The organism is Mesorhizobium sp. M2D.F.Ca.ET.226.01.1.1 (genome assembly GCF_004022705.2).
Taxonomy (GTDB): domain Bacteria; phylum Pseudomonadota; class Alphaproteobacteria; order Rhizobiales; family Rhizobiaceae; genus Mesorhizobium.
Genome location: NZ_RZOY02000004.1, coordinates 192,120 through 209,484, shown reverse-complemented (window position 1 = coordinate 209,484; position 17,365 = coordinate 192,120). Strand labels below are relative to the sequence as shown.

At 64.1% G+C, this 17,365-nt stretch carries 16 protein-coding genes; 9 read left to right on the top strand and 7 right to left on the bottom strand.

All coding sequences use genetic code 11. The features are described 5' to 3' along the window. Positions 1 to 51: 51 nt before the first annotated feature. Positions 52 to 1,161 carry a Gfo/Idh/MocA family oxidoreductase gene (locus EN869_RS11185; RefSeq protein ID WP_127226713.1) on the bottom strand — a complete coding sequence of 370 codons (1,110 nt, stop codon included), beginning with the start codon at positions 1,159 to 1,161 and terminating at the stop codon, positions 52 to 54. Between the two features lie 158 nt (positions 1,162 to 1,319). Here EN869_RS11185 and EN869_RS11180 point away from each other — a divergent pair, with 158 nt between their 5' ends. The 9 genes from EN869_RS11180 to phnN all read left to right on the top strand — a co-directional run bounded on the left by EN869_RS11180 (position 1,320) and on the right by phnN (position 11,117). Further along, on the top strand, positions 1,320 to 2,165 hold the full coding sequence (locus EN869_RS11180) for a MurR/RpiR family transcriptional regulator (RefSeq protein ID WP_167507027.1): 846 nt from the start codon (positions 1,320 to 1,322) through the stop codon (positions 2,163 to 2,165). 154 nt (positions 2,166 to 2,319) lie between these two features. Continuing rightward, positions 2,320 to 4,254, top strand: a complete 1,935-nt coding sequence (gene iolC, locus EN869_RS11175) for a 5-dehydro-2-deoxygluconokinase (protein WP_127226715.1) — start codon at positions 2,320 to 2,322, stop codon at positions 4,252 to 4,254. A gap of 53 nt (positions 4,255 to 4,307) precedes the next feature. Then, on the top strand, positions 4,308 to 6,152 hold the full coding sequence (gene iolD, locus EN869_RS11170; RefSeq protein WP_127226716.1) for a 3D-(3,5/4)-trihydroxycyclohexane-1,2-dione acylhydrolase (decyclizing): 1,845 nt from the start codon (positions 4,308 to 4,310) through the stop codon (positions 6,150 to 6,152). 37 nt (positions 6,153 to 6,189) lie between these two features. Continuing rightward, positions 6,190 to 7,104 (top strand): myo-inosose-2 dehydratase, encoded by a 915-nt coding sequence (iolE, locus tag EN869_RS11165; protein ID WP_127226717.1) that lies wholly within the window; start codon positions 6,190 to 6,192, stop codon positions 7,102 to 7,104. Between the two features lie 65 nt (positions 7,105 to 7,169). Beyond that, the gene (locus EN869_RS11160) at positions 7,170 to 7,382 is read left to right on the top strand and encodes a DUF3329 domain-containing protein (protein ID WP_127226718.1); all 213 of its coding nucleotides are present in this window, start codon (positions 7,170 to 7,172) and stop codon (positions 7,380 to 7,382) included. Between the two features lie 15 nt (positions 7,383 to 7,397). After that, positions 7,398 to 8,210: a 5-deoxy-glucuronate isomerase gene (iolB, locus tag EN869_RS11155; RefSeq protein WP_127226719.1), complete on the top strand. Its 813-nt coding sequence runs from the start codon at positions 7,398 to 7,400 to the stop codon at positions 8,208 to 8,210. 387 nt (positions 8,211 to 8,597) lie between these two features. Next, positions 8,598 to 9,305, top strand: coding sequence for a DUF1045 domain-containing protein (locus EN869_RS11150; protein WP_127226720.1), 708 nt, complete (start codon positions 8,598 to 8,600; stop codon positions 9,303 to 9,305). Positions 9,306 to 9,354: 49 nt separating this feature from the next. Continuing rightward, entirely contained in the window at positions 9,355 to 10,494 is a 1,140-nt protein-coding gene (locus EN869_RS11145; protein WP_127226721.1) for an alpha-D-ribose 1-methylphosphonate 5-triphosphate diphosphatase, read from the top strand. After that, positions 10,491 to 11,117, top strand: a complete 627-nt coding sequence (gene phnN, locus EN869_RS11140; RefSeq protein ID WP_167498600.1) for a phosphonate metabolism protein/1,5-bisphosphokinase (PRPP-forming) PhnN — start codon at positions 10,491 to 10,493, stop codon at positions 11,115 to 11,117. Before EN869_RS11145 ends, phnN begins: the two co-directional genes overlap by 4 nt. 199 nt (positions 11,118 to 11,316) lie before the next feature. Here the strand turns inward: phnN and EN869_RS11135 are convergent, their stop codons facing one another. The 6 genes from EN869_RS11135 to EN869_RS11110 form a co-directional block, all read right to left on the bottom strand. Then, a complete protein-coding gene (locus EN869_RS11135) occupies positions 11,317 to 12,132 on the bottom strand; it encodes an ATP-binding cassette domain-containing protein (protein WP_127226722.1) in 816 nt (271 codons plus the stop codon). Beyond that, the gene (locus tag EN869_RS11130; RefSeq protein ID WP_245489477.1) at positions 12,132 to 12,869 is read right to left on the bottom strand and encodes an ABC transporter permease; all 738 of its coding nucleotides are present in this window, start codon (positions 12,867 to 12,869) and stop codon (positions 12,132 to 12,134) included. Before EN869_RS11130 ends, EN869_RS11135 begins: the two co-directional genes overlap by 1 nt. Before the next feature lie 3 nt (positions 12,870 to 12,872). Further along, entirely contained in the window at positions 12,873 to 13,619 is a 747-nt protein-coding gene (locus EN869_RS11125) for an ABC transporter permease subunit (protein WP_245489476.1), read from the bottom strand. Positions 13,620 to 13,696: 77 nt separating this feature from the next. Then, on the bottom strand, positions 13,697 to 14,539 hold the full coding sequence (locus tag EN869_RS11120) for a transporter substrate-binding domain-containing protein (RefSeq protein WP_127226723.1): 843 nt from the start codon (positions 14,537 to 14,539) through the stop codon (positions 13,697 to 13,699). Between the two features lie 185 nt (positions 14,540 to 14,724). Next, positions 14,725 to 15,720: an ABC transporter permease gene (locus tag EN869_RS11115; RefSeq protein ID WP_127226724.1), complete on the bottom strand. Its 996-nt coding sequence runs from the start codon at positions 15,718 to 15,720 to the stop codon at positions 14,725 to 14,727. Further along, positions 15,717 to 17,282 (bottom strand): sugar ABC transporter ATP-binding protein, encoded by a 1,566-nt coding sequence (locus EN869_RS11110; RefSeq protein ID WP_127226725.1) that lies wholly within the window; start codon positions 17,280 to 17,282, stop codon positions 15,717 to 15,719. Before EN869_RS11110 ends, EN869_RS11115 begins: the two co-directional genes overlap by 4 nt. Positions 17,283 to 17,365: the final 83 nt, after the last annotated feature.

Genomic DNA, 17,365 nt, shown 5'->3' with positions numbered 1-17,365 from the left:
CGATGCCGCCAGTGGCGCCGGCTGTTGCGGGGCTCTCAGCGCTCCGCTGACTTATCGCACATCGACCCAGCGCTGCTCCTGGAACGAGCGCGCCATCGCATGCACGGTGCGCTCGATCTCGAGTCCTTCGTCGAAGTCGATGATCCTGGCCGGCTTGCCGGCGATGCGCATCAAAAGCTCGCGGCATTCGATCATCTTGAGGTCGTTGAAACCGAGGCCGTGGCCGGGTGCCGGCAGGAAGGAATCGTAGGGCTTGTGGTGCGGCGCCACCAGGATGGTGCGGTAACCCTGCTCGGTCGGCCGGTCGGCGGTGAGGTAGAGCTGGAATTCGTTCATCCGCTCCTGGTCGTAAAGGATCGAGCCTTTCGAGCCGAAAATCTGGATGGCAATGCGGCCCTTGCGGCCCCAGGCCGAACGGTTGACCAGCAGCGTGCCGGCAACGCCGTTCTCGAGATGCATCAAGACGCTGGCGATATCATAGGTCTCGACGGCGCGGTGGCCGCCGGAAGCAGTCTTGCGGTCGGCATAGGGTTTCACCATGTCGCACATGACGCGGGAAACACGGCCGAACAGTGCCTTGATCAGCGACAGCGGATGCACCGCGAAATCGTCGAGCGCGCCGTAGCCGGACGAAGCCTCGTGCTTCCAGAAGAACAGCGCCTCCGGGTCGGCCATGAAATCCTCGTCCATCTCAATGCGCACGAGGTTGACGTCGCCGATGATCTTCTCCTCGAGCAGCGCGCCAATGTGACGGATGGCCGGGTTCTGGATGTAGTTGTAACCGAGCACCGCGACCCTGCCGGATGCCCTGGCGGCCTTTGCCATCGCCTCGGCCTCGACAAAGCTCGGCGCCATCGGCTTCTCGCACCACAGATGCTTTCCGGCTTCGAGGATGGCGATCGCCATTTCCGGATGGAACTGGTTGGGCGTGGTCAGCGAGACGACGTCGACCTCCGGATCGTTGACCACGGCGCGCCAGTCGCCGGAGCCTTTGGCGAAGCCGAACTCGCCGGCCTTGCGCCGCGCAAGTTCGTCATTCACCTCGCCCAGATGCACCAATTTCGGCTTGTCGACGTCGGGAAAGACGGTGCCGACCGCGTTCCAGGCGATGGCGTGGCACTTGCCCATGAAGCCCGTGCCGATGAGGCCCACTCCGACCATGTCGATTGTCTCCGAGACGCAGGAAAAATTGGTATGGATGAATTAGTCCATTTTGGCTGCGAATGGAACATACAAATCATTTTTTATGGTGTTCTTGCGCGAACTCGCTATGATGAGGCAGGAGAGGGACAAACCCTATGGGCGCGGACGGAGCGACGATGGACGAACGGGTGCCTCGCGATTTCGAAACGCTGCGCGCGACGATCCTGGACAGGCGCGCGAGCCTGCCCAAGCGTATCGCGCAGATCGCCGCCTATGCGCTCGACAACCCCGACGACATCGCCTTCGGCACGGCGGCGAGCATAGCCGCCTCGGCCGGCGTGCAGCCCTCGACGCTGATCCGTTTTGCCCAGCAGCTCGGCTTCGACGGCTTCACCAGCCTGCAGCAGGTTTTCCGCGAGCGCCTGCGCGAGCGCAACTCCTCCTATGACGAAAGACTGGCTGCACTGCGCGCCAAGGCGGAGGAAGGCGCCGGCCACCGGGCAATCTTCGACGGCTTCGTCGCCGCCGCCAGCACCTCGCTCAGCGACATTTCGCGTGCGTTGAACGATGCGCATTTCGAAGAGGCGATCGCGCTCCTGGCGAAAGCCGAGACCATCTATGTGCTGGCCAAGCGCCGCTCCTATCCGGTCGCGTCCTACATCGCCTATGCGCTGGGCAAGCTGAAGATCCGCAACCAGCTGGTGGAATCGGCCGCCGGGCTGAACGCCGAAATGATCGGCTTCGCCACGCCGCGCGACGCCGTCATCGCCATCAGCTTCTCGCCTTACGCGCCCGCGACCATCGAGGAGACGCGTGCGATCGCCGAACAGGGCGTGCCGATCGTCGCGATCACCGACTCGTCCTTCTCGCCGCTGGCGCAATTCGCCAAGATCTGGTTCGAAGTCTCCGAGGCCGATTTCGGCGGCTTCCGCTCGATCTCGGCGACCATGGCGCTGGCCATGGCGCTGACCGTCGCCGTCGGCGAGAAGCGCCGCGAAACCGGCCGCAGGCGCAAGGGCTGAGCCTCGCCGACGAGCGCTTTTCGCCTTGGGAACACTCATTCCATATTGACTATAGATTGGAATTAATATTTCATATTGGCGATACCACGCTGCCGCTGGCGCGTGCTGTCCAAAACGACGCTGCTCTGCACAACAAGGCCGATGGGAGGTTCGAATGGGCGAAGCCGTGGAAGGGAAATACCCGCCGCTCGACGTCATCACCATCGGCCGCGCCTCGGTCGATCTCTATGGCCAGCAGATCGGCTCGCGGCTGGAGGACATCACCTCTTTCGCCAAGTCGGTGGGCGGCTGCCCGGCCAATATTTCCGTCGGCACGGCGAGGCTCGGCCTGCGTTCGGCGCTGCTGACGCGCGTCGGCGACGAGCAGATGGGCCGCTTCATCCGCGAGCAGCTTCGGCGCGAGGGCGTGTCGGTCGACGGCTTGAAGACCGACAAGGAGCGGCTAACGGCGCTGGTGCTGCTCTCGGTCGAGAGCGAAGGCGTCTCGCCGATGATTTTCTACCGCTCCGACTGCGCCGATATGGCGCTCGCGGAAGAAGATATCGACGAAGCCTTCATCGCCTCGGCGCGTTCGGTCGTCGTCACTGGTACGCATTTTTCCCGCCCCAACTCGGATGCCGCGCAGCGCAAGGCGATCCGCCTGATGAAGGCGAAGGGCGGCAAGGTCATCTTCGACATCGACTATCGTCCGAACCTCTGGGGCCTTGCCGGGCATGCCGAGGGTTTCGAGCGCTACGTCAAATCCGACCGCGTCTCGGCGCAGCTGAAAACTGTGCTGCCGGATTGCGATCTCATCGTCGGCACCGAGGAAGAGATCATGATCGCTTCCGGAGCCGACGATTGCCTGAGCGCGCTGAAGACGATCCGCGCGCTGTCCTCGGCCACGATCGTGCTGAAGCGCGGCGCCAAGGGCTGCATCGTCTATGACGGGCCGATCAGCGACGATCTCGAGGACGGCATTGTCGGCAAGGGTTTTCCGATCGAGGTCTATAATGTGCTCGGCGCCGGCGACGCCTTCATGTCGGGCTTCCTGCGCGGCTGGCTGGGCGGCGAGAGTTTTGCCACCGCCGCGACCTGGGCCAATGCCTGCGGCGCCTTTGCCGTGTCGCGCCTGCTCTGCGCGCCGGAATATCCGACTTTCGAGGAGCTGCAGTTCTTTTTAAAGCACGGCAGCAAGCATCTGGCGCTGCGCAAAGACGAGGCGATCAACCATATCCATTGGGCGACGACGCGCAGGCGCGACATTCCCTCGCTGATGGCGCTGGCCTGCGACCACCGCGTTCAGTTGGAGGACGTCGCGGCGAGAGTCGGCGCTGATGCCGCGCGCATCCCCGGTTTCAAGGTGCTGACCGTCAAGGCGGCGGCCAAGGTCGCCGCCGGCCGCAACGGCTACGGCATGCTGATCGATGAGAAATATGGCCGCGACGCGATGTTCGAATTCGCCCGCCATCCTTTCGCCTGGCTCGGCCGCCCAGTCGAATTGCCCGGATCGCGGCCGCTGCGCTTCGAATTCTCGCAGGATATCGGCTCGCAGCTTACCGAATGGCCGGTCGACCATTGCATCAAGTGCCTGTGCTTCTACCATCCGGACGACCCTGAGGCATTGAAGGCGGAGCAGCAGCAGAAGATCAGAGCTTTGTTCGAGGCGGCGCGGAAAGTCGGCCGAGAACTGCTGGTCGAGATCATCGCCGGCAAGCACGGCAAGCTCGACGACACCACCATTCCGCGCGCGCTGGAAGAGCTCTATGCGCTGGGCATCAAGCCCGACTGGTGGAAGCTGGAGCCGCAGGCTTCGGCAGGCGCCTGGGCCAAGATCGAACAGGTGATCGTCAAGAACGATCCGTGGTGCCGCGGCGTCGTGCTGCTCGGGCTGGAGGCGCCGCAGGACGAGCTGGTCGCGGCCTTTGCCGCAACCAGCAATGCACCGATCGTCAAGGGATTCGCCGTCGGTCGCACCATCTTCATCAACGCCGCAGAACAATGGCTGGCCGGCAAGATGTCGGATGAAGAGGCCATCGCCGACATGGCCGCGCGCTTCGAGCAATTGACCGAGGCGTGGCTTGCCGCGCGCGGCCGTAAAGCAGCATAAGAACACGGGCAGCATAAGAGAACGGCGCCAACGAAAGCCGGAGGAAACGACCAATGAGCAAGACCGTTCGCCTGACGATGGCGCAGGCTGTGACCCGCTTTCTGTCCCGCCAGATGACCGTCATCGACGGCAAAACCGTGCCGATCTTCGGCGGCGTCTGGGCGATCTTCGGTCACGGCAACGTCGCCGGCATCGGCGAGGCGCTTTATCAGGTCCGCGATGAGCTGCCGACCTTCCGCGCCCATAACGAGCAGGCGATGGCGCATGCGGCGATCGCTTATGGCAAAGCCAATTTCCGCCGCCGCTTCATGGCCGCGACCACCTCGATCGGCCCCGGCGCGCTGAACATGGTGACGGCGGCGGCACTCGCGCATGTGAACCGGTTGCCTGTCCTGTTTTTGCCCGGCGATGTCTTCGCCAACCGCCTGCCAGACCCGGTGCTGCAACAGGCGGAGGATTTCTCCGACGGCACGGCGAGCGTCAACGACTGCTTCCGTCCTGTATCGCGCTATTTCGATCGCATCACGCGGCCGGAGCAGATCATCCCGGCGCTGAACCGCGCCATGCAGGTGCTGACTGACCCGGCCGAATGCGGGCCTGTGACGCTGTCGCTCTGCCAGGACGTGCAGGCCGAAGCCTATGACTATCCCGAAAGCCTGTTCGCCGAGCGCCTCTGGACGCCGCGCCGGCTGCGCCCGGACCGCAACGAGCTGGCGGCAGCCGTCGTAGCGCTGAAGGGGGCGAAGAAGCCGCTGGTGATCGCCGGCGGCGGCGTCCTCTATTCGCAGGCCTCGGATGAGCTCGCCAAGCTGGTGCAGGGCGCCGGCATTCCGGTCTGCGAGACGCAGGGCGGCAAATCCTCGCTGCCCGACGATCATCCGCTCAACATGGCGGCGGTCGGCGTCACCGGCACGTCCGCCGCCAACCGGCTGGCGGAGGAGGCCGACGTCGTGCTTGCGGTCGGCACCCGCCTGCAGGACTTCACCACCGGCTCCTGGGCATTGTTCAAGAATGCCGGCCGCACCATTGTCGGGCTGAACACGCAGGTCTTCGACGCCGGCAAGCACTGGGCGCTGCCGCTGGTCGCCGACGCGGCCGAAGGGCTCGCCGAGCTTGCCGCCGCGCTGAAGGGCTGGAAGGCGCCCGCCGCGTGGACCGACAATGCGCTGAACGGCAAGACGGAATGGCAGGCCGCGGCGGCCAAGGTGACTGCTTCGACCAATGCTGCCTACCCTTCCGATGCGCAGGTGATCGGCGCCGTGCAGCGCGCCATGGGCTCCGGCGTCACCCTGCTGCATGCCGCCGGCGGCCTTCCCGGCGAATTGCACAAGCTCTGGCAGGCTGGCGCGCCCGGTTCCTACCATGCCGAATACGGCTTCTCGACCATGGGTTACGAGATCGCCGGCGGACTCGGCGTCAAGATGGCGAAACCCGACCAGGAGGTCGTCGTCATGGTCGGCGACGGCTCCTATCTGATGCTCAATTCCGAGATCGCCACCTCGGTAATGCTGGGCCTGAAGCTCACCATCGTGCTGCTCGACAATCGCGGCTATGGCTGCATCAACCGGCTGCAGATGGCGACCGGCGGCGCCAACTTCAACAATCTCCTGAAGGACGCGCGCCACGAGGTGCTGCCCGATGTCGACTTCGCCGCGCATGCGGCAAGCATGGGTGCCAATGCCGAGAAGGTGGCCTCGATCGCCGAGCTGGAGTCGGCTCTGGCCAAGGCGAAGAAGAACGACAAGACCACCGTGCTGGTCATCGATACCGATCCGCTTGCGTCGACAGAGGCCGGCGGCCATTGGTGGGATGTCGCCGTGCCGGAAGTCTCGTCGCGGCCCCAGGTCAACGCCGCGCGCAAGAAATACGAGGAAGCCGTGGTCGGCCGTCAGGGCTGAAGCGGCCTCGCAACGAACTGAAATTTGGAGTGACGACTTGAAAGCCAAACTGGGCATGTCCCCCATCGCATGGTGGAATGACGATCTCGTGGAATTGAGCGATGACGTGTCGCTGGAGGAATGCCTGCGCCAGTCGCGCTCGGCGGGCTTCACCGGCATGGAAAAGGGGCGCCGCTTTCCCGATGATCCCTCCGTGATGCTGCCGATCTTGAAAGCAGCCGACGTTACGCTTTGCGGCGGCTGGTTCTCCGGCACGCTGGTCAACGAGGATCTGGCGAAAAACAAGGACCGCATCCAGCCGATGATCGACCTGTTCAAGGCGGTCAACGCGCCCTGCATCGTCTATGGCGAGGTCGGCCGTTCCATCCAGGGTGACCGCTCCAAGCCCTTGGCCACCAAGCCGAAACTGACCGGCGACGAGATGAAGACCTATGGCCGTCGCGTCACCGAATTCGGCGAGTGGTGCGCGGAGCAGGGCATGCCGCTCTCCTACCACCACCACATGGCGGCGGTGGTCGAGACCGAGCCGGAGCTCGATTCCTTCATGCACCATTCCGGCGAAGGCATTCCGCTGTTGCTTGACGCCGGCCATCTCGCCTTTGCCGGCGGCGACGTGCTGCGCGCCATCGACAACCACCACAAGCGCATCAACCACGTGCATGTGAAGGACGTGCGTATGGGCGTAATCGACGGGCTCGACCGGTCGAAACAGTCCTTCCTCGACGCGGTGGCGCTTGGCGCCTTCACCGTGCCGGGCGACGGCTCGCTCGATTTCGGCGCCATCGTCCAGCGCTTCGCCGATTACGGTTATGAGGGCTGGTTCGTGGTCGAGGCCGAGCAGGATCCAAAGAAGAACCCGCCGCTGAAGATGGCGCAGGTCGGCCACAAGGAACTGATGCGGGTGATGACGGCCGCCGGCTATACGGTGGAGACGCAGGGTTTTCCGGCCTGAACGGTGGATTCACTGGGGCGCGCGGTTTATCCGTTGTGCTTTGGGCAAGATCCTGGATTGGCGTGATGAAAGACTATGAGCACCCCTTCTTTCGGCCGCTGTGGCGACGCATCGTCGTCGTCGCCGTCTGCCTCATCTGGTCGGTGATCGAGTTTGCGTCCGGCACGCCGTTCTGGGGCGTCATCGCGCTGGGCTTCGCCTGTTACGCGGTGTGGCAGTTCTTCTATCTCTACAAGCCGGTCGAGGAGGCAAAGCCTCCGGCCGAGCCGAAGGAATAATCCAAGGAGCCTCGCATGTCGAAACTGCTCGTCAAGGCCGACAAGGGCCACGGCCACGTTGCTCATGTCACCCCGCAAAGCGCCGGCTGGACCTATGTCGGTTTCGACCTGCATCGGCTCAAAGCGGGCGAGACGGTGTCCGGCAAGATGGGCGACCGCGAGGTCTGCCTGGTCTTCGTCACCGGCAAGGGCAAGGCCTCGGCCGGCGGCAAGGAACTCGGCCTGCTCGGCGAGCGCATGTCGCCCTTCGAGGGCAAACCGTGGTCGGTCTATGTGCCGCAAGGCACGGACTGGTCGGTGACCGCCGACACCGAACTGGAGCTCGCCGTCTGCTCGGCGCCGGGCTTGAGTGGCGGCCTGCCAGTGCGCGTCATCGGGCCTGACGATCTCGGCCAGGAGGTGCGCGGCAAGGGCACCAACACGCGCTACGTCACCAACATCCTGCCCGAGGGCAAGCCGGCGGATTCGCTGCTGGTGGTCGAGGTCATTACGCCGGGCGGCCACACCTCCAGCTATCCGCCGCACAAGCACGACCAGGACAATCTGCCGGCCGAATCCTATCTCGAGGAAACCTACTATCATCGCCTCAACCCGCCGCAGGGCTTTGCCTTCCAGCGCGTCTACACCGACGCCGACCGCAACGGCGTGCGCGAGCTGGATGAAGCGATGGCGATCGAGGACGGCGATGTCGTGCTGGTGCCGAAGGGCTATCACCCCTGCGCGGCCTGCCACGGCTACGATCTCTATTATCTCAACGTCATGGCCGGACCGAAGCGGACGTGGAAATTCCACAACGCGGCCGAGCATGAATGGCTGATGAAGGCCTGATCAGGATGTGTTGATATTCAGGTGATGCCGGCCTGCAAATGGGGGTTTCCTGCGCGTCCGGTGCTCACGTACTTTAAGTACGCTCCGCTCCGGTTCTCGGAAGCCACCATTTTCGACTCGGCCTGACCATCTCAACACACCCTAGCAGGCCGGCGAAGCCGTTGGTCCAGCCGGGAAAAATCGTCGGCTAACGACGGTGCGGCTGGACTTGCCTTCGAAAACCCATGAAAGCTTCGTCAATCCGTCATGGAAATCACCTATGGCAGCGGGTCTGATGCATGTCGCCGCAAGCGCTGATGCGTTTTTGGGACCCGACTTGCCAAAAACAGTGACTTGAAGCGCGTCGCATACTCCTTCGGGCGCAGCGCGCTTTGATGAGGAACGTTCATGCGCTACGCCATCTATTACACCCCGAGGCAGGACGAGGCTCTGGCGCGCATTGCCGCCAATTGGCTGGGCCGCGATCCGTTTGGCGCGGCGACGCGGCCGGTCGAGGCCGTGGGTGATCTGTCGGCGGCGGAAGTGGCCTTCCACACCGCTTCCGCCAGGCGTTACGGGTTCCATGCGACGCTGAAGGCGCCGTTCAGGCTGGCGCCAAGCGAAACGGAAGCCTCGCTGCGCGCCGCGCTCGACGCCTTTGCCGAAGCGACGCCGCCGGTCGTCGTTCCGCGTCTCGTCCTCGGCCAGATTGACAGCTTCTTCGCGCTGGTGCCGGAGACGCAGTTTGCGCCGCTCAACAATTTCGCCGGCGAGGTGGTGCGCGCCTTCGATCGCTTCCGCGCGCCGCTGACCGAGGCCGAGATCGAACGCCGCAGCCCTGATGCGCTGAAACCGGACGAATTCCGCAACCTCTGCCAATGGGGCTATCCTTACGTCTTCGACACGTTCCGCTTCCACATGACGCTGTCGGGGCGCGTCGGACCGCAGGAAAGCCCGCGTCTTCGCGCGGCGATCGATGGCCTGTTCGCCGACGTGCTGCGGCAGCCGGTGCCGGTGGACGGGTTGACCTTGTTCGTCGAAAACGAGCCCGGCGCCCCGTTCATGGTGCTTTCCCACCATGCGCTCGGTCGTCGCCCGGCCCGCAAGACCGCTTGATATGACCGCCTGATTTGATTGACCGCCGCTTGAGATAGGACCGTCCGAGATGACCGCCGAAACCGTTCTCACCAATGCCCGCATCGTGCTGCCCGACGAAATCGTCGAGGGCTCGCTCCTGTTGCGCGATGGCCTGATTGCCGCCGTCGAGCCGGGTGCCGCCCGCACCGGCGAGGACATGGGCGGCGACTACATCATCCCGGGTCTCGTCGAGTTGCACACCGACCACCTCGAAGGCCATTACGCGCCGCGCCCGAAGGTGCGCTGGAACCCGATCGCTGCCGTGCTTGCCCATGACGCCCAAGTCGCGACCGCCGGCATCACCACGGTTCTCGACGCCTTGCGCGTCGGCATGGACGAGGATGCCGATCTCACCTCCGACGACATCCGCAAGCTTGCCGACGCGATCGAGGACAGCGTGCGCGAGGATCGCCTGCGCGCCGATCATTTCATCCATCTGCGCTGCGAGGTTTCGGCGCCGGACTGCCTCAAGGCCTTCACCAATTTCGAGACCGACGAAAGGGTGAAGCTCGCCTCGCTGATGGACCATGCGCCGGGACAGCGCCAGTTCGTCAACCTCGAAACCTATGCCTATTACTACCAGCGCAAGCTGAAGCTGACCGATCAGGATTTCAAGAAATTCTGCGAGAAGCGGATGGGCGAATCGGCCCGTAATTCCGGCCCGAACCGCGTGTTCATCTCGGCTGCCTGCCATGAACGCGGCATCGTGCTGGCGAGCCATGACGACGCCACCGCCGGCCATGTCGACGAGGCGATCGAACAAGGTGTGCGCGTCGCCGAGTTCCCGACGACGGAAGAAGCCGCCAAGGCCTCCAAGGCAGCCGGCCTGGGCGTGCTGATGGGCGCGCCGAACGTAATGCGCGGCGCTTCGCATTCCGGCAACGTCTCGGCGCGCACGCTGGCCGCCGAAGGCCTGCTCGACATCCTGTCGTCCGACTACATTCCCTTCAGCCTGATCCAGTCGGCCTTCTTCCTCGGCGATGTCGTCGAGGGCATCTCGCTGCCGCAGGCCGTCGCCATGGTGACGAAGAACCCGGCCGAGGCGATCGGCCTTTCCGACCGCGGCGTCATCGAGCCCGGTCGCCGCGCCGACCTGGTGCGGGTGCGCGTCGACGACCATGTGCCGGTGGTGCGCACCGTTTGGCGCCAGGGCCGCCGGGTCGCATGATGGTCTCGGCCTTGATCGAGCGCGAGCTGGCGGAGAGCCTGCCGATCCGCAACGGCGTCTTCGTCGCGGTGGTCGGCCCGAGCGGCGCCGGCAAGGATACGGTGATCGGCTACGCCAAGCAGCGCTTTGCCGGCGAGAGCCGGCTGGAATTCGTGCGCCGCGTCATCACAAGGCCGAGCGACGCGGCGAGCGAGGACCACGATACGCTTGCCGACGCCGCTTTCGCCGAAGCGGAAGCCGACGGCGCCTTCTCGCTGTGCTGGGACGCGCACGGCCTGCGCTATGGCCTGCCGGCCGACGTCGACTGGGCTGTGGCGAACGGCCATGTGGCGGTCGCCAACGTGTCCCGCGCGGTCATCCCGGCGCTGCGCGAACGCTACGCCAACCTGGCCGTGGTCGAGATCACCGCCACGCCGGAGATCCTCGCCCAACGGCTGGCGGCGCGCGGCCGTGAATCGCGCGGCGAAGTGCTGGCCCGCCTGGCGCGCAGCACGAGCGTCAAGCTGACGGGACCGCACGTGACCTCGATCGACAACAGCGGCGACAAGGACATCGCCGGCGAACGCTTCGCCGAGGTGCTACGCAAGGCGATGGCGTTCTCGGACCTGTCGGACATGATCTAAGGGCTTCCCCTTCTCCCCTTGTGGGAGAAGGTGGATCGGCGCGCAGCGCCGAGACGGATGAGGGGTGTTGGAAGGATCGCTACGATGAAGAAATGAGCGCTGGACGCATCCTATTCTTCAGCGCCTCGTTTCTTCCAGCACCCCTCATCCGGCCGCTTCGCGGCCACCTTCTCCCACAGGGGGAGAAGGGGACGGCGCTTCACTTGTTGAAGTTGGCGATGAACTGCTTGAACTGCGGCGTCGGCGGCCTGGCGAACATCTCCTTCGGTTCGCCGACCGAATCCACCTCGCCCTTGTGCAGGAACATCACCTTGCTCGACACGTCGCGGGCAAAACCCATCTCATGGGTGACGACCAGCATGGTGCGCCCCTCCTCGGCGAGCGAGCGCATGACGCGCAGCACCTCGCCGACCAGTTCCGGATCGAGCGCGGATGTCGGTTCGTCGAACAGCATCACCTTGGGATTCATCGCCAGCGCCCGCGCGATTGCCGCGCGCTGCTGCTGACCGCCCGACATGTGCGGGGGATAATAATTGCGGCGCTCCCATATGCCGACGCGCTTCAGCAATATCTCGGCCTGTTCCAGGCATTCCGCCCGCGGGCGCTTGAGCACATGCGTCGGCGCCGCGACCAGGTTCTCGAGCACGGTCATATGAGACCACAGATTGAAGCTCTGGAACACCATGGCGAGGTTGGCGCGGATGCGCTCCACCTGGCGGATATCGGCCGGCATCTGGCGGCCATCCCGCCCCTGCTTCATCCGGATGAGCTCGCCGTCTACGCGCACTTCGCCGGAGTCCGGAGTTTCGAGGAGATTGATACAGCGCAGCATCGTGCTCTTGCCAGAACCCGACGAGCCGAGGATGGAAATGACGTCACCCTTGTGGGCTTCGAGCGAAATGCCCTTGAGCACCTCATGATCGCCGAAGCATTTGCGCATGTCCCTGACGCTGATGGCCGACTTGTCCTCCGGGGGCGGCGTTGCCTTCGCGGCAGCGGCGACATTTGCCGACATCACAACACCTCCGGTACAGGTCTGATTTGCTGGCTCTGCTCGGGCGGGGGACGCAGATGCGGCGAAAGCCGGTATTCGACCCAGGCGAAGATCCGGGCGATCGACAGGTTGAGCAGCAGGTAGATCACGCCGGCGCAGGTCAGCACTTCGATCGGCCGGAACGTGTCGTGCTGGATCTTCTGCGCGGTTCCCATCATCTCCATGATCGTGACCACGGAGGCGAGCGCGGTGGCCTTAGTCATGAGGATGATTTCGGTCGAATAGGCGGGCAGCGCCAACCGCAGCGCGATCGGCAGCGTGACGAGGCGGAAACGGGTGAACGCCGACATGCCGAACGCCTTGGCCGCTTCGATCTGCCCGACCGGCACCGCCCGCAGCGCGCCGCGGAAAATCTCGCTCTCATAAGCGGCCGTGTTCAAGGCCATGGCGACGATCGTGCAATACATCGGATCGCGCAGGATCGGCCACAATACCGGGCTGTGGCGGACGAAATCGAACTGGGAGAGCCCGAAATAAATCAGGTAGAGCTGCACCAGCAGCGGCGAGCCACGGAAGATGAAGACATAGGCGCGGGTGAAATATTCACCCAGTTTGTAGCCGGAAGCCCGCAGCCAGGTCAGGCCGGTGGCGATGAGGAGCCCGAAGGCGATGCCGAAGAACCAGATCTCGAGCGTCAGCGGCAGCGCCTTGAGCACGCTCCACATGGTTGAAAGGTAGAAGTCGAAAGCCACCGCCACCTCTCACTTCGGCCGCGTGAAACTGCGCGAGGTGTAACGCTCGGCCTTCTCGAAGATCGGCGTCGAGACCGAGGTCATGACCAAATAAAGGATGCCGGCGACCGTGTAGAAAAGCAGCGAATGGTGCGTCGAGCGCGCCGCCTTGTTCGCCGTCAGCATCAGCTCGGCAACACCGGTGACCGAGATCAAAGCCGAATCCTTGATGGTCAGCTGCCAGACATTGCCCAGCCCCGGCACTGCGAGACGCAGCACCTGCGGCACGATCACGAGGCGAAAGCGCAGCCAGGCCGACATTCCGTAGGCGCGCGCCGCCTCCAGCTCGCCTCGATGGATCGCCAGGAACGAGCCGCGAAAAACCTCGGCCTGGTAGGCGCCGGAAATGATGCCGACCGCAAGCACGCCGCCGAGGAAGCTCGGCATGTTCAGAATATCGGTCGAGCCTATCGATCCGGTCGACCGCGCCACGCCGGTCAGGACCTGCGTGCCGCCATAGTAGAACAGGTAGATGATCAGGAGTTCCGGTTCGCCGCGGAAGACGGTGGTGTAGCTCTCGCCGATAAACTTCAGTCCGCCGCGAGGCGAAAGCTTGGCCGCCGCCACCAGCGACCCCAGAATCGCGCCGATCAGCATCGAGACGACAGTGACGGCGAGCGTCCAGGCGATGCCCCAGAGCAGTTGCACGCCCCAGCCGGCGGCCAGCAGCTCATAGGCCGTCGAAAACTGCGCCTGCAGATCGCTGAGAAACTCCACGTACGCCTTCCCTCCCGGCGACGGTTGCTTGTCTCAATGCAACAACGGGAGCAGGCTTGGCTGCTCCCGTCGCGACATTACTTGGTAATGTCGATCTTGAACCACTGCAGGCTGTATTTCGACACCGAGCCGTCATCGATGGCGGCCTTGAGCGCCTTGTTGTAGATGTCCTGCAGGTCCTTGTCGGTCTTGCGGAAGGCAGCGCCAATGCCCGGTCCGAGGATCGGGCCACCCTTGAACTGCGGTCCGACGAATTCCAGGTCCTTGGCATCGGGCTTGGCCAGCGTGCCGAGGAAGTAGGTGGTGTCGGCGAAGGCGACATCGATACGGCCGGCCATCAGGTCGAGGTCGTGCTCGTCGGTGGTCTTGTATTCATGGACGTTGGCGACGTCCTTGAGATACTTGTCGGCAAAGGTCGCCTCGGTGGTCGAAACCTGCAGGCCGAGATTCTTGCCGGTGAGTTCCTTGCGCAGCGTGTCGAGCGCCGCCTTGGACTCGGCGTCGTCCTTCGACAGATCGATCATCTTGCCGCTGTTGGACATGTTGGCCAGCGGGCCGTTCTTGTCGGCAAGGAAAGCCACCGGCGAGGACGCGTAGGGGATCGAGAAGTCGATCGTCTTCATGCGCTCCTCGGTGATCGACATGCCGTCCATGACAATGTCGAACTTGCCTGCCGTGAGGCCGGGGATGACGCCGTCCCAGTCCTGCGCCACGATGTTGCATTCGAGCTTCGCGCGGGCGCAGACGTCGTTGAGGATGTCGACCTCGAAGCCGACGATCTTGCCGCTGGCATCAGTCTGGTTCCAAGGGGCATAGGAGCCTTCCATGGCGACCGAAACGGTCTTCCAGTCCTTGGCCATTGCAGGCGTCGAACAGGTCAATGCCAGCGCGGCCAGCGCGATCCAACGTGATGATGTCACGATACTTTCTCCCATTTTTTGTTCTTGGAACCCTCAGATACCAATTGCTTAGCCCAGCCCCAATTCTGCGACAAGGGCTGTTTTCCGGTTCACGTGTTGTTGCAATCCGTCCGTGAATCCGGACGTGCCCAGCGGCTTCCCCCGCGAGCATCGGCCCAATCAGAGCCCTGAGCGGAAGGGCGAGCCTACTCCGCCGGCGCGCCCGCAACGTTCTGGCGCGTCGCTTCGATCATGCGGCGCCGGGCGCGGAAGACGCCCCATTGCTGGTCGACCAGCACGCCGATCAGGATCACGCCGCCCATCACCGCGAAGTTGAGCGATGACGGAATGCCGAGCAGATTGACGAGGTTCTGCAGCTCCTGCAGCAGCACGGTGCCGAGGATGACACCGACCAGCGAGCCCTCGCCGCCGCGCAACGAGAAGCCGCCGAGCACTGCCGCCGCGATGGCGTAGAGCTCGTAGAACTGGCCGTGGCTGGCCGGCGAGATCGAGCGCGTGTACATGGCGAAATAGATGGCCGACAGCGCCGTCAGCACGCCGCAGATGACATAGGCCGCAATCACGATGCGGCCGGTGCGGATGCCCGAATATTTCGCCGCTTCCTCATTCTTGCCGATGGCATAGAGATAGCGGCCGAACACCGAGCGGTGCAGCACCACCCACATGACGATGGCGATGATGATCAGCGCGATGAAGCTGTTCGGCACGCCGCCCGAACGGCCGGCCGTCAGGAATTCGAGATCCGGGAAATTCTGGCCGAAGGCGAAGCCTGCCGTGCCGTCGGCGGTGTAGAAGCGCGCCACGCCGCGATAGATGAGCAGGCCGCAGAGCGTCACCACGAAGGGCTGCAATTTGAGCCGCGTGATCAGCCAGCCATGGACGAAGCCGATGATGGCGCCGAGCAGGATGATCATCGCGAAGGCCAGGGGCCAGTCCAACTCGCGCACGGCGATGAAGTCGATGAACAGCGTGCCGAGCAGCGCGACCAGCGAGCCGACGGAGAGCTCGATGCCACCAGTGATGATGACGAAGGCCTGGCCGATGGAAAGGATTCCAAACAGGCCAATCAGGTTGGAGGTGTTGGCGAGGTTGATCGGCAAGAGGAAGCGCGGATTGATGGCCGTCACTACCGCGCCGACCACCAGGATCAGCACCAGCAGGCCGAGATCTTTCTTGCTCATTCAACTCCTCCCGCCGCTTGCAGCAATTTCGGCTTCTTGCCGACCGCCAGCAACAGCACGTTCTCCTGGCTGAAATCGTCCTTTTCGAGGATGCCGGAGATCTGCCCCTCATGCATGACCGCGATGCGGTCGGAGACGCCGATCACCTCTTCCATGTCGCTGGAGATCATCAGCACCGCGACGCCGGCATCGGCCAGCGCCCGCATCAACCCGTAGATTTCGGCCTTGGCGCCGATGTCGATGCCACGCGTCGGCTCGTCCAGGATCATCACCTTGGGGTTCATCGCAAGCCATTTGGCCAGAACCACCTTCTGCTGGTTGCCGCCAGACAGCGTGCCGGTGCGGGTCAGGACCGACGGCGCCTTGATGCCGAGGTTCTTTTTCTGCTTTTCGGCCGTCGCCAGCTCGGCATTGGCCGACACCAGCGAACGCTTCGCATGCGCCGGCAGGTTGGGCAGCGAAATGTTCTGCGCGATCGACAGGTCGAGCAATATGCCGGTCAGCTTGCGGTCTTCCGGCACCAGGAAAATGCCGTTCGCCACCGCGTCCGCGGCCGAGCCGACATTAAGCGGCTTGCCGTCGAGGGTGACGCTGCCGCCGAGCCGCTCGTCGATGCCGAACAGCACGCGTGCAAGCTCGGTGCGGCCGGAGCCGACCAGACCGGCGAGGCCGAGAATCTCCGCGCGCCTCAGCTCCAGGCTGACCGGCCGATCCGGATAGGTGCTGGTGCGCAGGGCATTGGCTGACAGTGCCACGCTGCCTGGAGCCCGCGTGGCCTCGCCCGCCTTCTCGCGCTCCTTCAGCATGCGGCCGATCATCAGCCTGACCATCTCGTCGTGATTGATCTCAGCCTTCGCCAGCGTGCCGGCCAGCGTGCCGTCGCGCAGCACCACGACATGGTCGGCGACGCGCTCGATCTCGTGCAACCGATGCGAGATGAAGATGACGCTGATGCCCTGCGCCTTAAGTCCCTTGATGACGTCGAGCAGCTTTTCCGTCTCGGCGATCGGCAGGCTGGAGGTCGGCTCGTCGAGGATCACAAGGCGGGCCTTGATCGACAGCGCCTTGGCGATCTCGACCATCTGCTGCTGGGCGAGTGACAGCGAGGCGACCGGCGCGTCCGCCGAGAAATTGGCGCCGACGCGCTTCAGGAGTGGCGCCACCATTTCGCGCAATTTCGCGCGGTCGACCAGCTTCAGCGGCCCGGCGCGCAGCGGCTCGCGGCCGAAGAAGATGTTGGCCGCGACATCGAGATTTTCGAAGAGGTTGAGTTCCTGGTGCACGAAGGCGATGCCGGAACCGATGCTCTGTTCGACGGTCAGGCCGTCATGCGCCGCGCCGTCGACGGTGACGGTGCCGCTGTCCGGCCGCGTCACGCCGCCAAGGATCTTCATCAGCGTCGATTTGCCGGCGCCGTTTTCGCCGACCAGGCCGATGACCTCGCCGGAACGGACTTCCATCGAAAACCTGTCCAGCGCCACAACACCCGGATAGGTCTTGCGCACGGCCTCAAGGCTCAGGAACGGAGCGGTGATTGGGTGAGTGGTGTCGGTAGAGGTCATCACGCCTGATAGCAGCCGGTGGGCCACAGACTGACGGGCCTTGGCGGGTCCGTCAATACGAACGCCGGCTCAAGGTGGACCCT

Bases quoted from the DNA above. Each gene is read 5' to 3' on its own strand.
- EN869_RS11185 (WP_127226713.1), bottom strand. From the start codon at position 1,161: ATGGTCGGAGTGGGCCTCATCGGCACGGGCTTCATGGGCAAGTGCCAC.
- EN869_RS11180 (WP_167507027.1), top strand. From the start codon at position 1,320: ATGGACGAACGGGTGCCTCGCGATTTCGAAACGCTGCGCGCGACGATC.
- iolC (WP_127226715.1), top strand. From the start codon at position 2,320: ATGGGCGAAGCCGTGGAAGGGAAATACCCGCCGCTCGACGTCATCACC.
- iolD (WP_127226716.1), top strand. From the start codon at position 4,308: ATGAGCAAGACCGTTCGCCTGACGATGGCGCAGGCTGTGACCCGCTTT.
- EN869_RS11160 (WP_127226718.1), top strand. From the start codon at position 7,170: ATGAAAGACTATGAGCACCCCTTCTTTCGGCCGCTGTGGCGACGCATC.
- iolB (WP_127226719.1), top strand. From the start codon at position 7,398: ATGTCGAAACTGCTCGTCAAGGCCGACAAGGGCCACGGCCACGTTGCT.
- EN869_RS11150 (WP_127226720.1), top strand. From the start codon at position 8,598: ATGCGCTACGCCATCTATTACACCCCGAGGCAGGACGAGGCTCTGGCG.
- EN869_RS11145 (WP_127226721.1), top strand. From the start codon at position 9,355: ATGACCGCCGAAACCGTTCTCACCAATGCCCGCATCGTGCTGCCCGAC.
- phnN (WP_167498600.1), top strand. From the start codon at position 10,491: ATGATGGTCTCGGCCTTGATCGAGCGCGAGCTGGCGGAGAGCCTGCCG.
- EN869_RS11135 (WP_127226722.1), bottom strand. From the start codon at position 12,132: ATGTCGGCAAATGTCGCCGCTGCCGCGAAGGCAACGCCGCCCCCGGAG.
- EN869_RS11115 (WP_127226724.1), bottom strand. From the start codon at position 15,720: ATGAGCAAGAAAGATCTCGGCCTGCTGGTGCTGATCCTGGTGGTCGGC.
- EN869_RS11110 (WP_127226725.1), bottom strand. From the start codon at position 17,282: ATGACCTCTACCGACACCACTCACCCAATCACCGCTCCGTTCCTGAGC.